Consider the following 13,171-nt stretch of genomic DNA (forward strand, 5'->3'; position numbering starts at 1 on the left):
GGGTGCTGCCGAAAGCAACCTGTTGACGGCGGAACTTCCAGGGTCTGATTAACAACAACAAGGGCGGCTCCTCGCGGAGCCGCCCTTGTTGCGTGTTTGGGGCTAGGCGGCGGAGGTGCTCGCATCCGCCGCTTCGAGCGCCTGGGCGAGGTCCGCCCAGAGATCGTCGACGTGCTCGAGACCGATCGAGATCCGCACGATGCCTCCCCCCGGCTTCGCCGCAGCGGCGACCGGACGGTGGGTGAGGGATGCCGGGTGCTGGGCGAGCGAGTCGACACCGCCGAGCGAGACGGCGTGGGTGATGAGTCGCATCGATTCGATGAACCGGGCTGCCGAGTCGTAGCCACCGGCCAGGTCGACCGAGACGATGCAGCCGGCGCCATCCGCCTGAGTGCCGATGAGCCCCAAGGGGTCGCCGCCGGGCAGCGCCGGGTACATGACCCGGGCAAGCGCGGGGTGCCCCTGCAGCCTGGTGGCCAGTTCGCCGGCGGTCTCCTGCGCAGCGCGCACTCGGATCGGCAGCGTGCGCAGCCCTCGGTGCAGCAGGTAGGCGGCGAACGGGTGCAACAGGCCGCCGGTCAGCGCGCGGATGTGGCGCAGGCGGGTCGCCCACTCCTCGGTGGTGGCGATCACGCCACCCATGACGTCGCCGTGACCGCCCAGGTACTTGGTGGCGCTGTGCAGCACCAGGGTGGCACCGTGCTCGATCGGGCGCTGCAGCACCGGCGTCGCGAAGGTGTTGTCCACCAGCACCGGAACACTGCCCGCCTCACGCACAATGGCCGCGATGTCGACCAGTTCGAGGGTGGGGTTGGCCGGCGACTCGATGATCACCAGGCCGGTGTCCTCACGAATCGCGGATGCGACGCTGCCGGCCTCCGCCCAGGTCACCGTGGTGCCGAGCAGGCCGGCATCCAGAACGTGGTCGGTGCCGCCGTAGAGCGGCCGAAGGGCCACCACGTGGGGCTTGCCGGCGCTGGCCGCGGCGAGCAGGCAGGCGGACAGCGCTGCCATACCCGTCGAGTAGGCGACGGCCGTCTCGGCGCCCTCCAGGGCGGCGAGGCTCTCTTCGAAGCGGGCAACGCCCGGCTGCCACAGCCGCTGGTACACGGCGGACTGGCCGTCGAGCAGCGGGCCACCGGTGGCAAGCTGTTCGTAGGAGTCGCCGCCGAGTTCGACGTTCGGCAGGGGGTTGGTGGTGGACAGGTCGATCGGGGGGACGTGGACACCGGCTTCGTTGAGTCCGCCCATTCCGGCGTGTACGGCGCGAGTTTCCAGTCGTGAGTCAGATGGCAGCATAGTCTGACAGAAACAGAATCTGTCGCGGAATGCAAGCTCTGCCGAAGATGATGGGACGGCAGGCTCGTTCATCGCAGATCGTGCAGAATCCTCGGAGGAACCCTTGACTCAATCGAAGAAAATCGAACGGCGCAACGACGCTGGTGCGGCCGGGCCAGAACAACTCGACGAGATCGACCGGGCCCTGCTTCGCGCCCTGGCGAGCAACGCCCGGGTTTCGGGCGCTGCCCTCTCGGCGACGGCCGGCGTTGCGGAGTCGACCGTGTCGCTTCGGCTGAAACGCCTGCACTCGGCGGGATACCTGCGTGGGTATCGGGCGGACATCGATGTCACGACGCTTGGCGTCACCGTTCAGGCGCTGATCTCGGTGCGGTTGGTGTCCATCGTTCGCGAGGAGGTGGACCGGTTCCGCCAGGAGGCCCCGCACTGGCCGGGAGTTCTTGCACTGTTCCACATGGCCGGCGTGGACGACTTCCTGCTGCATGTGGCCGCCCGCAATGCCGCCGAATTGCGCGACTTCGTGCTCGAACACCTGGCCGGGCATCCGGCCATTGCGCACACTGAGACCAACCTCGTATTCGACCATGTTCCCGGGGACGGAGTGACCGAGCTGCTGCGCTAGCCTGTCCGGGTTTCGATGCGGCCCTGGAGGGCCTACTCAACCCACAGAAGACGGACTATTCAACCCACAGAATGGCTAGCGGGCGAACAGCCGCGCGTTGCTCTGCTCGATGTCGGCATACTGCTGGGCGGCCTGGGTGAGTGCCTGGTTCAGCGAGGCCAGGTTCTCTTCGACGCGCTGCTGAGTGGCCTTCCACTCCTCGAACACCGACTGGAACGATGTCGCCGCCTGCCCGGACCAGGAGCCCTGCAAGTTCACCAATTGGGCGGACAGCCCGCTGAACTCTCCCTGGATGCGGTTCATCGAGCCTCGCACCGCGGCGGTGGCGCCGAGCACCGCCTCGCTGTCGACCTGGTATCGCGTCATGACTGCTCCCGTGTATGTGCCCAGACCGGGCGCCTGGGGTGCAGCCAACGCTAGGAGGAGGGCCGGTCCTGCTGCTGCCAGCCGTTCGATCCTGTTGAACTGGGTGCGACATAGTCCTGGGGGAGGAGGGGAAGCACGATCCGGAACGTTGCGCCGCCGCCGGGGGTGTCGAGCACGTCGACCGACCCCTTGTGTTGCGCGACGATCGCCGAGACGATGGCAAGGCCCAGCCCGCTTCCACCGGTCTCCCTGGTGCGTGAGGAGTCCGCACGCCAGAACCGCTGGAAGATCTTCTGCCGGATCTGGGGCGGTACCCCTTCACCGTGGTCGATGATGTCGAGCATGGCCACCCGCCGGTGACGGTCGACCCGCACGCCGAGCTCGATCGGGCTCCCGGGCGGGGTGAACCGCATGGCGTTGCCCATCAGGTTGGTGACGACCTGGCGCAGCTTGTTCTCCTCGCCGAGCACCACGGCGGGGACCACCAGCCTTATCGGCTCGGGGTTGACGGTCAGCCGCTGGATCTCCTGCTTGAGCTGGCGGGATCGCATCGAGCGGAGGCGGGCCAGTTGGGCGCCGGCGAACGCGATCGGGCCGGTTGCCGTGGTCAGTGGCTTGGTGGTCGGCTCTGGTTCGGCGTCCAGGTTGTGGGACTGGGAGAGTTCTGGTTCGGCGACGATGACTTTCACCGTTCGCTCGGGCTGCGAGGCCATCGCGTCGAGGGCGGCATCCTGGGCGATCGGCAGCAGGTCGACGGGAGTGAGGCGAAGCGGTTTGGCCTCGTCGGCGCGGGCCAGCTCGAGGAGGTCTTCGACCAGCTCGCCCATCCGGATCGCCTCTTTCTCGATGCGTTCCATCGCCTGGGAGACGTCTTCCTCGTTCTGCAGAGCCCCCATACGGTAGAGCTCGGCGTAGCCGCGCACCGATACCAGTGGTGTGCGCAGTTCGTGGCTGGCGTCACCGACGAAGTGGCGCATCTGGTCGATGGTCCTTGCCCGGTCGGCGAACGCGCGGTCGATTCGCCCGAGCATCAGGTTCAGCGAGCGGTTGAGCCGCCCGACTTCGGTGTTGGGGGTGGCGCCGGGCAGGCGCTGGCTGAAGTCACCGTCGGCGATGGCGGCGGCGGTCGCCTCCACCTCTCGCAGCGGACGGAAAGTGGAGGTGACCAGCACCCGGGTGAGGGCAGCACTGAGCAGGATGACCGAGAGCGAGAACCCGAGGAAGATGGCCGTGTACCGGGCGATGGTGGCGTTCGTGTCGTTGAGGCTGAGTCCGACCACCTGGGTGACGATTTCACCGCTGTCGAGCACCTCGACCGGGAACGCGATCACCCGCATCTGCGAGGTGCGGGCCTCATTCTGCACCGTGAACGGCCCCTCATTGCTCAACACATACCTGATGGTGAGTTGGTCGAGTACCGGTCGCAGTTCGTCCTGCCCGTTGCCGAGGTTGTCCCTCAGCAGGTTGCCCTCGTGGTCGATGGCCGCCCGGTAGAAGGGAGACGGGAGGCCGTCGCGATTGGCCGACAGCGCATCCAGGTCGATACGTGCCGGCAGCAGGCTGGCGGATGCGCGGATCTGGTCATCCAGCTTGTCGAGCAGGTAGGTGCGCAGCACGGTCATGGTGCCAACCCCGGCGACGAGGAGTCCCATCGTCACAATGAACACCGTGACGCCGGTGATCTTGGACCTGAGGGAGACCCCGCTCCACCAGTCCGTCGGTTGTTCGTGCATCAGGCCTCAAGGCTACGTCGTGCGGGCCGGCATGCGCGCAAGTCAGGCCTTGGTCGCCTTGAGCATGTATCCGAAGCCGCGCTTGGTCTGGATGACCGGCTCCTCGGAGTACTGGTCGAGCTTGCGCCGCAGGTAGGACACGTAGGACTCGACGATTCCGGCATCGCCGTTGAAGTCGTACTCCCAGACGTGGTCGAGGATCTGCGCCTTGCTGAGCACCCGGTTGGGGTTGAGCATCAGGTAGCGCAGCAGTTTGAACTCGGTCGGGCTGAGCTCGATCTGCTCACCACCGATGGTGACTTCGTGCGTGTCCTGGTCCATGGTGAGTTCGCCGGCGCGGATGATCGCGTCTTCCTCTTCCTGCATGGTGCGGCGCAGGATGGCCTTGATGCGTGCCACGATCTCGTCCAGGCTGAACGGCTTGGTCACGTAGTCGTCACCGCCGACGGTGAGACCGGTGATCTTGTCCTCGGTGTCGTCTTTGGCCGTCAGGAAGAGGATCGGTGCGGTGTAGCCGGATGCCCGCAGCCGCTTGGTCACGCCGAACCCGTTCATGTCGGGCAGCATGACGTCGAGGATGATCAGGTCTGGCTCTTCTTCCAGCACCGCCGAGATGGCCTGCGCTCCGTTGCCCACCGCACGCACGGCGAAGCCAGCGAAGCGAAGGCTGGTTGTCAGCAGGTCTCGGATGTTCGGTTCGTCATCGACGATCAGTACTCTGGGTCCACCACTCATGGTGCCAGTATCTGCGTGTTGCCTGAGCGTTGTCTGGGAGTCAGGTGGTGGTGTCGGTTTCGCCATGACGCGCGGTGATCCGCACGCAGCACTGACCGTCACACGGATCGAAAACGACATTGTGCTCGGTGTCACCGGCGCCTTCGGCGACCCCTCGCAGCAGGTTGAGGTTGGCATCGCAGACGACATCGGTGTGGCTCATAGCCAGGCTGTGGAACGGGCAATTGGCCAGGATCGTGTCACCATTCTCGGCCTGCCGGGGTTCGTACCCGCCGATCTCGAGTGCGTTCCGCAGGGTGCCGGCGCGCTGGCCGAGTTCTCGTCCGCGCTCGGTTGCCACCCGCGAAAGTGCTTGCCTGGCCGGCTCCCCGGTGCGGTCGGACTCTTCAATCGATGAAGCGAGCACGCTGCCGGCGAGGTCGTAGTGGCGCTCCGGGATGGAGACGAGCAACTCCTCGGCTGCGCGCCGGTACAGTTTCGCCGGGCGCCCGGATCCTGGCCCGGTCTTGCCGCTCAACCGCTTGAACTCGACCGTGAGAACGCCGTCGTCGACGAGGCGGTCGAGGTGGAACGCCGCCGTTCCGCGGGCCATGCCGAGCGCGCCCGCCGCTTCGTCCCGCCCGACCGCAGTGCCTGACGCGGAGATGAAATCGAAGAGCGCGCGTCGCAGGGGATCGTGGATCGAGGCCACTGCCGTCAGTCGCGAATTCTGTTCTTCGTTTGCCACGCATTCATCCTAACTCTAAAACGGGATTTCTTGACAAAAGAATTCGGGAGGCTCTAAAGTCAAGACCACAGGCTTTTGGAAGCCTTCACCCTTTCAACGAAGGAAGAACATGACCCAGGTAAAGCGCGACGTGGCGACTAGCCCGCAAGCATCCGTTCTCAAGCGTGACCCGTCATGGCAGGCATTCGCGCTGCTGCGAACGGTGTTCACCATTGCCCCGATCGTCTTCGGGCTCGACAAGTTCTTCAACCTGCTGGTCGATTGGCCGGTGTACCTCACGCCCGAGGTCACGGATACGCTCGCCATCACCGACCAGCAGTTCATGTACGTCGTCGGGGTCATCGAGATCATCGCCGGAATCTGCGTTCTCGTTGTCCCCCGCTACGGGTCGCTCCTGGTCGCCGCCTGGCTGGCCGGCATCATCGTCAACCTCCTGGTAATGGGTGGCTTCTACGACATAGCGTTGCGTGATTTCGGGCTGATGGTGGCGGCACTCGCGCTCTGGAGACTCTCAGTGGTGCATGCGCCGAAGCTGCCGTTCGGCCGCTCAGATGACTGATCTGCCGGCCGAGCGAGAGCACGCTCCGCGGCTCACCGTCATCGACGGTGGTCGTGACGGCAACCGGGCGCGAGCCGAGGCAGCGGTAGCCGACTTGCTCACCGCGCTCGGGCGCGACCTGGCGCACGATGGGCTCAAGGAGACACCCCGCCGGGTTGTCGACTCCATGATCGAGCTGCTGACCCCGCAGGAGTTCGCCCCGACAACCTTCCCGAACACGGAGGGCTACCGCGACCTCGTGCTGGTCAGGCACATCCCGTTCCACTCACTCTGCGAGCACCACCTGCTGCCGTTCCGCGGCGTGGCCACCATCGGCTACCTGCCGGGAGAGCGACTGCTCGGCCTGTCGAAGATCGCCCGGGTACTCGAATACTTCAGCCGCGACCTGCAGGTGCAGGAGCGGCTGACCAAGCAGGTGGCGGACTGGTTCGCCAGGGAGCTCTCACCACGCGGCGTCGGGGTGGTGCTCGAAGCCGAGCACCTGTGCATGTCGCTCCGCGGGGTGCAGTCGGCGGGCTCGACCACCGTGACATCGACCTTCAGCGGCGAGCTCGAGCACGCCGGCCCGCTTCGGGCACAATTCGGATTGGACAGATAGACATGGCAACGAACGAGAGCATCCTGATCGTCGGCGGTGGCCTGGCCGGCGCAACAGCAGCGGAAACTCTGCGCGACGAGGGCTTCACCGGGAGCATCCGCATCCTGGGAGCTGAGGGGCACCTGCCATACTCCCGGCCGCCGCTGTCCAAGGAATACTTCACCGGCAAGGCCGAACGCGACAGCATCTTCGTGCACCCGGCTGCCTGGTACGCCGAGAACGACATCGATGTCGAGGCTGGGGCGAAGGTCGTCTCCATCAACCCAGCCCTGCACCAGGTGACGCTGGCGGATGATCGCAGCCTGGCCTACGACAAGCTCCTGCTGGCAACGGGGGCGACACCGCGCACGGTGAGCGTTCCAGGGTCCGACGCCGACGGCATCCACTACCTCCGCACGGTCGAGGACAGCGAGCGGCTGCACAAGGCGCTCGCCGAAGGCGGCCACACCATGGTGGTCGTCGGCGCCGGGTGGATCGGGCTGGAGGTGGCATCCGCTGCCCGTGGCTACGGCAACAGCGTCACCATGATCGGGCGGGAGACGATTCCGTTGCAGGGGCCGCTCGGCGACGAGCTGGGCGCGGTGTTCCAGGAGCTCCACGAGTCGAACGGGGTCGTGTTCCGGCTGCCGTCGGACCTGGTCTCGTTCACGGTGGACGGCGGCCGGGTGACTGGAGTCGTCACCGACTCGGAGACCCTGCCGGCCGACCTCGTCGTGGTGGGGGTCGGGGCGATCCCGAACATCGAGCTGGCCGAGAAGGCCGGGCTGACGGTGGAGAACGGAATCGTGGTCGACGCTGGACTGCGCGCCAGCGCCGACGACGTGTTCGCGGCCGGCGACGTGGCCAACTCCTTCCACCCAGTGGTGGGACAGCGGATGCGCAACGAGCACTGGGCGAACGCGATCGCCAGTGGCAAGGTGGCGGCGAAGTCGATGCTCGGCCAGGATGCCGCGCTCGACGACATCCCATACTTCTACACCGACCAATTCGACCTCGGGATGGAATACTCCGGCTACCCGCCGTACACACGGGACGCCGATGTCGTCATCCGCGGCGACAAGTCCGGGCGCGAGTTCGTCGCGTTCTGGGTGAACGACGGCCGCGTGGTCGCGGGCATGAACGTCAACATCTGGGACGTCAACGACCAGGTGCAGGACCTCATCCGTTCGGGCCGGCAGGTGGATGCCGCCAAGCTCGCCGACCCGGCGGTGCCGCTCGCCGAGGTGTGACGGGTCGCGCGCGCTTACCCGGCCGGATGAGACGATGGACCGCATGACCTTCGCACTGCCGCCGCTGACGTCGCCGGTGCGCACCATCGGGGAGCGCACCTTCGACTTCTCCAGGCGCGTGGCGGTGATGGCGATCATCAATCGCACGCCGGACTCCTTCTACGACGCCGGCATCAACTTCGAACTCGACAAGGCGGTCGCCGCGTCGCTCAAAGCGGTGGAGAACGGCGCCGACTGGGTCGACATCGGCGGGGTGCCGTTCTCTCCCGGCGACCCGCTCCCGCTCGAGGAGGAGGCCGCCCGGGTGGTGCCGGTCATCGCTGAGTTGCGCCGGGCATCCGATGTCGTCATCTCGGTCGACACATTCCACGCGGAGGTGGCGCGGCGCAGCATCGAGGCCGGTGCGACCGTCGTCAACGACACCACCGGGCTCAGCGACCACGACCTGGTGCGGGTGGTCGCAGACAGCGAGGCTTCGCTGGTGATCGTGCACTCGCTGGCGACCCCGCGAACGCAATACCCGCATCCGCAGTACGCGGATGTCGCTGCCGAGGTCTCCGACTTCCTGCGCCGCCGGGTAGAGCTGGCCATGAGCCTCGGAGTTCCGGAGGAGCGGATTATCGTCGACCCCGGCCACGACCTGAACAAGAACACGCTGCACACGCTGGAGTTGACCAGGCGGCTGCGGGTGGTCACCGAGCTGGGACTGCCGACCATGGTCGCCCTCTCGAACAAGGACTTCATCGGGGAGACGCTCGACGTGCCGAAACGGGAGCGACTGGAGGGTTCGCTGGCGGCGGCGGTCGCCTGCATCCTGCAGGGCGCCCGGATCGTGCGGGTGCACGAGGTGGCGCAGACGGTGGCGGCGGTGCGGATGACGGAGGCGATCCTCGGGCTGCGTGAACCGGCGTACCTGAAGCACAACACCATGGAGTTCAACGTGAGGGAGCCGGATGTCGGCTGACGAGATCCGGCGGGCCGGGGCGGCGGATGCCCTCAGCGACGACGAGCTGCTCGACCTGTATGCCGCGGGCGACCGCGAACGCACGTGGTTGCGGGCGAATTTCGTCTCCAGCCTGGACGGGGCGGCCACGCACAATGGGCTCTCCGCCGGGCTCGGATCACCGGCCGATCGGCGGGTGTTCGACCTGTTGCGCCGTCTCGCCGACGTCATCGTCGTCGGTGCCGGAACGGTACGCGCCGAAGGCTACGGGGGACTGAGCGTCGATGACGCCTCCGCCGACTGGCGGCTGCGCAACGGGCTGGCGGCGCAGCCGGTGTTCGCGGTGGTGTCGGCCAGCCTGGACCTCGACCCGCCGATCTTCGCGGACAACCCGGTGCGACCGCTGGTGCTGACCGTCCCGGGCGCGCCCGCTGACCGCCGAGCGGCGCTCGCCGGGGTGGCGGACCTGGTCGACTGCGGTGAAGATCGGGTGGACACCAGGCGGATGCTGCGCGTGCTGGCCGAACGCGGCCTCACCCAGGTGCACAGCGAGGGCGGCCCCCATATGCTCGGCGCCATGACCGAGGAGGGCACTCTCGACGAGTTGTGCCTCACCCTGAGCCCGCGGCTGGAGGGCGGCGTTGCGCGGCGCATCACCGACGGGCATCCGACCGCCCCCACGCCGATGACCCTCGCCCACGTGCTGACCGCAGCCGACGGAACCCTGCTGCTGCGGTACACGGGGGCCCGCTTCTAGGCGACGGTCGCGCCATTCACGCGGCGCGGCACCGCCAGCGGGTTGTCGTCACGCAGCGCTGCGGGGAGCAGGTGCTGCGGCAGGCCCTGGTAGGCGACCGGCCGCAGGAAGCGCTCGATCGCCGCGGTGCCGACGGAGGTGGATGACGACGCGGTGCTCGCCGGGTACGGGCCGCCGTGCTGCTGGGCGTAGGTCACCGACACCCCGGTGGGCCATTGGTTCCAGAGCACCCGGCCGGCACGCTTCGACAGAAGGCGGATCAACTCCGGGGCGATCTCGTCGTCGTCCTCGCCGACGATGGTGGCGGTCAGCTGGCCGTCGATCGCCCGGGCGACGTCCAGCAGCTGCGCCTCGTCGTGGTACTCGACGACGAGCGCCGTCGGGCCGAACACCTCGGTCACGAGGGCGAGCGGGTCACGGAGCACCGCCTCGACATCGGTGAGCAGGACGGTCGGGGCGGGCGGGTCAGCCAGGGCGCCATCCGAGGAGACCAGCACGCGAACATCCGCCCGGTCCTGAATGGTGGTGAGTGAATCGACGTAGCCCTGCTGGATGCGCGTGTTGAGCAGTCGCGCGGCCGGCGGCAACGGGATCTGGACGAGTTCGTCGACCATGGTTGACGACCTGGGCACGAACAGCACGCCCGGCTTGGTGCAGAACTGGCCGGCTCCCATGGTGAAGGATGCGACGAACTCCTGCGCGATGCTGGCGCCGCGGACGGTTGCGGCCGCCTGGCTGACGAAGACGGGGTTGACGCTGCCGAGCTCGCCGTAGAACGGGATCGGCTCCGGGCGGGACTGGGCGATGTTGAACAGGGCGCGACCGCCGCCGATCGATCCGGTGAACGCACCGGCCTTCACCTCCGGGTGCTGCAGCGCCAGGCGCCCAGCCTCGGTTCCGGTGATCAGCGTGAACAGGCCGTCGGGGGCACTGGCCGCGGCGAGCGCATCGACGATGATGGCCGCGGTGGCCTGTGACAGCTCGGGGTGGCCGGAGTGGGCCTTGAGGATCACGGCGGATCCGGCGGCCAGCGCTGAGGCGGTGTCGCCGCCGGCCACGGAGAAGGCGAACGGGAAGTTGCTGGCGGCGAAGACGACGACCGGCCCGACGGAGGTCAGGATGCGCCGGAGGTCCGGGCGCGGAACGCCCATCGGCCAGGTGCTGTCGGCTTCGTCGATGCGGGCGCCCAGGAAGCTGCCGTCGCTGAGCACCTCCGCGAACAGGCGGAGCTGGAAGGTGGTGCGGGTCAGTTCGCCGCGCAGGCGGCCCTCGGCGAGGTGGGTCTCGGCGATAGCGATCGGGACCAGGCGGTCGGCGGCGGCGTCGAGCGCATCCGCGACGGCGACGAGGGCGCTACCCCGCTCGTCGGTGCTGGTGGCCGCCCACTGGTCGGACGCCAACGCGGCTCGGCTTGCGATCTGCTCGATGGCTTCGGCGGGGGTCTGGTTCGTCATCATGTCCTCTTGCGCTTGTGCGAGCCGCGACAGCCGGATGTCGGTGTCGGGCGTCGCTGGCAAGCCTAAGTTGCGAGCATGATGCCAGTCCAAGCCCCGAAACGCATCCGGTGATGCGTCTAAGGTATTGATTGCGGGCAGCGCACCTGAGAGGCCGGGAGGGCCGATGTTCACGTTCGACCAACTCAAGAGCTTCGTCGTCCTGGCCGAGGAACTGCATTTCGGCAGAGCCGCTGAACAACTGAATATGACGCAGCCGCCGCTCAGCCGGCAGATCCAGAAACTCGAGGCGGAACTCGAGTTCGCCCTGTTCGACCGCACCAAGCGGGCGGTGAGCCTCACCGCAGCCGGCCGCGCCTTCCACGGGGAGGCGCAGAAGATCCTCAGCATCGCTGACGCCTCCCGCAGCATGGCGAAGCGGATCGCCGAAGGGGCGGCCGGGGAGATCAAGATCGGAATCACCGCCACCGGGATCATGGAACTGCTGGGGGAGATCCTCGCGCGACTGGATGAGCACGCTCCCGAGCTGACCGTGGACATCCAGGAGATGGTGTCGCAAGACCAGATCTCGGCGGTCCTGAGCGGGGCCATCGACATCGGCTTCGTGAGAGAGGTGCCGCGGTCGGCTGAGTTGGAAGCATTGCTGGTGCGGCAGGAGCCGCTGATCACCGCCATCAGCAGCCGCCACCGACTGGCGGTGACCAGCAGGGCGATTCGGATTGCGGAGCTGGAGGGCGAGCGGGTGCTCACCTATTCACCGAACCAGGCGCATTACTTCCGGGCGCTGGTGGAGACCGTGCTCGCGGCAGTTCCCACACTCCCCAGCCAGGAGATCACCCAGGTGCACAGCATGCTGTCGCTGGTCGCCGCCAACAAGGGCATCGCGCTGGTTCCCAAGTCGGCGGCCAAACTCGGGATGTCCGGCATCGTCTTCCGGCCCATCGCCGAGCATCCGGATCCGAAGGTGAAACTGCACGCCGTCTGGCGGTCGGACAACTCGAATCCGGTGTTCAAGTCGGCCCACGCGGTGCTGACGGAGTTGAACGCAGGCCTCGCATAACCATGCACGAAAGGTATTGATAGATACAAAAGAGCAGTTGATCAGGTATTCAAGCGTCCCTACGCTGAGACGAACGTCGAGGAAGCCCAGCCTCCCTCGGCGGAGAAGCCACCTGAACAAAGGAACATCGACTGTGAATGCTTATAGCCCGCAAGACCTCGCCACCAAGGTCGGCAGCGGACTTCTCTCCTTCCCCGTGACGGCATTCGCCGCGGACCTCAGCTTCGACGAGGCCCGCTACCGTGAGCACCTCGCGTACATGAGCAGCTACGACGTCGCAGGCCTTTTCGCCGCCGGCGGAACCGGTGAGTTCTTCTCCCTCACTAACCCCGAGATCTCCCGGGTCGTCTCCGCGGCCGTGCAGGAAGTCAACGGCAAGCTCCCCGTGCTGGCTCCGGCCGGCGGTTCCGTTGCCAACGCCATTGAGCAGGCGGGCATCGCACAAGCAGCAGGCGCCGCAGGCATCCTCCTCTTCCCGCCCTACCTGACCGAGGCATCGCAGGATGGGCTCGCCGCCTACATCGAGGCAGTGTGCAAAGCCACCTCGCTCGGCGTCATCGTATACAGCCGCGCCAACATGGCCCTGGATGCCGACACCGTTGCCCGGGTCGCCGACCGCAATGCGAACCTGATCGGGTTCAAGGATGGCGTCGGCAGCCTCGACCAGATGACCAAGATCTACACGAAGCTCAGCGACCGCCTGATCTACATTGGTGGCCTTCCCACCGCCGAAACCTATGCGCTGCCGTACTTGGAGCTTGGTGTGACAACATACTCGTCAGCCATGTTCAACTTCGTTCCCGAGTTTGCTCTTCGTTTCTATGCGGCCGTCCGCGCCAAGGATCACGAGTTCGTCTTCGCCGGTCTTCGCGACTTCGTTCTGCCGTACCTGGAAATCCGGGACCGCAAGCAGGGCTACGCGGTGTCCATCGTCAAGGCAGGCCTGAACGTGACGGGACGCCCGATCGGTAGTGTGCGCGCTCCTCTCACCGATCTCACCGGTGACGAGAACGAGATGCTCCGCGAGCTGATCGCCCGAGTCCAGTAACCACGCACCCCACGCGCTGACGCGTGCACTGGGGCAGCTCT

Annotated in this window: 14 protein-coding genes; 8 read left to right on the forward strand and 6 right to left on the reverse strand. The window is 66.9% G+C overall.

Annotated elements, in window-relative coordinates:
* Positions 1–102: 102 nt before the first annotated feature.
* Entirely contained in the window at positions 103–1,299 is a 1,197-nt protein-coding gene (locus ACX3O0_RS14710) for a trans-sulfuration enzyme family protein (protein WP_459108206.1), read from the reverse strand.
* A 103-nt stretch (positions 1,300–1,402) separates the two neighbouring features.
* On the opposite strand from ACX3O0_RS14710, the gene ACX3O0_RS14715 reads away from it, so the two are divergent.
* Positions 1,403–1,921: an Lrp/AsnC family transcriptional regulator gene (locus ACX3O0_RS14715; RefSeq protein WP_459093111.1), complete on the forward strand. Its 519-nt coding sequence runs from the start codon at positions 1,403–1,405 to the stop codon at positions 1,919–1,921.
* Between the two features lie 75 nt (positions 1,922–1,996).
* Here the strand turns inward: ACX3O0_RS14715 and ACX3O0_RS14720 are convergent, their stop codons facing one another.
* Genes ACX3O0_RS14720 through ACX3O0_RS14735 form a run of 4 tightly spaced genes read right to left on the reverse strand, consistent with a single transcriptional unit; the run spans position 1,997 to position 5,482 of the window.
* Positions 1,997–2,287 (reverse strand): WXG100 family type VII secretion target, encoded by a 291-nt coding sequence (locus ACX3O0_RS14720; RefSeq protein ID WP_459093112.1) that lies wholly within the window; start codon positions 2,285–2,287, stop codon positions 1,997–1,999.
* Between the two features lie 50 nt (positions 2,288–2,337).
* Positions 2,338–4,020, reverse strand: a complete 1,683-nt coding sequence (locus ACX3O0_RS14725) for a sensor histidine kinase (RefSeq protein ID WP_459093113.1) — start codon at positions 4,018–4,020, stop codon at positions 2,338–2,340.
* A gap of 42 nt (positions 4,021–4,062) precedes the next feature.
* Complete coding sequence (locus ACX3O0_RS14730; RefSeq protein ID WP_459093114.1) at positions 4,063–4,755, reverse strand: response regulator transcription factor; 693 nt, start codon at positions 4,753–4,755, stop codon at positions 4,063–4,065.
* Positions 4,756–4,795: 40 nt separating this feature from the next.
* Complete coding sequence (locus ACX3O0_RS14735) at positions 4,796–5,482, reverse strand: helix-turn-helix transcriptional regulator (RefSeq protein WP_459093115.1); 687 nt, start codon at positions 5,480–5,482, stop codon at positions 4,796–4,798.
* Between the two features lie 109 nt (positions 5,483–5,591).
* Between ACX3O0_RS14735 and ACX3O0_RS14740 the strand changes: the two genes are divergently transcribed.
* Genes ACX3O0_RS14740 through ACX3O0_RS14760 form a run of 5 tightly spaced genes read left to right on the forward strand, consistent with a single transcriptional unit; the run spans position 5,592 to position 9,568 of the window.
* The gene (locus ACX3O0_RS14740; RefSeq protein WP_459108207.1) at positions 5,592–6,041 is read left to right on the forward strand and encodes a hypothetical protein; all 450 of its coding nucleotides are present in this window, start codon (positions 5,592–5,594) and stop codon (positions 6,039–6,041) included.
* Positions 6,034–6,639: a GTP cyclohydrolase I gene (gene folE, locus ACX3O0_RS14745; RefSeq protein ID WP_459108208.1), complete on the forward strand. Its 606-nt coding sequence runs from the start codon at positions 6,034–6,036 to the stop codon at positions 6,637–6,639. The genes ACX3O0_RS14740 and folE overlap by 8 nt, the downstream gene beginning before the upstream one ends.
* Positions 6,640–6,641: 2 nt before the next feature.
* Positions 6,642–7,868 carry an NAD(P)/FAD-dependent oxidoreductase gene (locus ACX3O0_RS14750; RefSeq protein WP_459108209.1) on the forward strand — a complete coding sequence of 409 codons (1,227 nt, stop codon included), beginning with the start codon at positions 6,642–6,644 and terminating at the stop codon, positions 7,866–7,868.
* Between the two features lie 43 nt (positions 7,869–7,911).
* A complete protein-coding gene (folP, locus tag ACX3O0_RS14755; RefSeq protein ID WP_459108210.1) occupies positions 7,912–8,832 on the forward strand; it encodes a dihydropteroate synthase in 921 nt (306 codons plus the stop codon).
* A complete protein-coding gene (locus ACX3O0_RS14760) occupies positions 8,822–9,568 on the forward strand; it encodes a pyrimidine reductase family protein (RefSeq protein WP_459108211.1) in 747 nt (248 codons plus the stop codon). Before folP ends, ACX3O0_RS14760 begins: the two co-directional genes overlap by 11 nt.
* On the opposite strand, the gene ACX3O0_RS14765 is transcribed toward ACX3O0_RS14760, so the two are convergent.
* The gene (locus ACX3O0_RS14765) at positions 9,565–11,022 is read right to left on the reverse strand and encodes an aldehyde dehydrogenase (NADP(+)) (protein ID WP_459108212.1); all 1,458 of its coding nucleotides are present in this window, start codon (positions 11,020–11,022) and stop codon (positions 9,565–9,567) included. The genes ACX3O0_RS14760 and ACX3O0_RS14765 overlap by 4 nt on opposite strands.
* A 166-nt stretch (positions 11,023–11,188) precedes the next feature.
* Between ACX3O0_RS14765 and ACX3O0_RS14770 the strand changes: the two genes are divergently transcribed.
* Both ACX3O0_RS14770 and kdgD read left to right on the forward strand, forming a co-directional pair.
* The gene (locus ACX3O0_RS14770; protein WP_459093122.1) at positions 11,189–12,082 is read left to right on the forward strand and encodes a LysR family transcriptional regulator; all 894 of its coding nucleotides are present in this window, start codon (positions 11,189–11,191) and stop codon (positions 12,080–12,082) included.
* Between the two features lie 133 nt (positions 12,083–12,215).
* The gene (gene kdgD / locus ACX3O0_RS14775) at positions 12,216–13,130 is read left to right on the forward strand and encodes a 5-dehydro-4-deoxyglucarate dehydratase (RefSeq protein WP_459093123.1); all 915 of its coding nucleotides are present in this window, start codon (positions 12,216–12,218) and stop codon (positions 13,128–13,130) included.
* The last annotated feature ends 41 nt before the right edge of the window (positions 13,131–13,171 follow it).

The organism is Homoserinimonas sp. A447 (assembly GCF_054489325.1).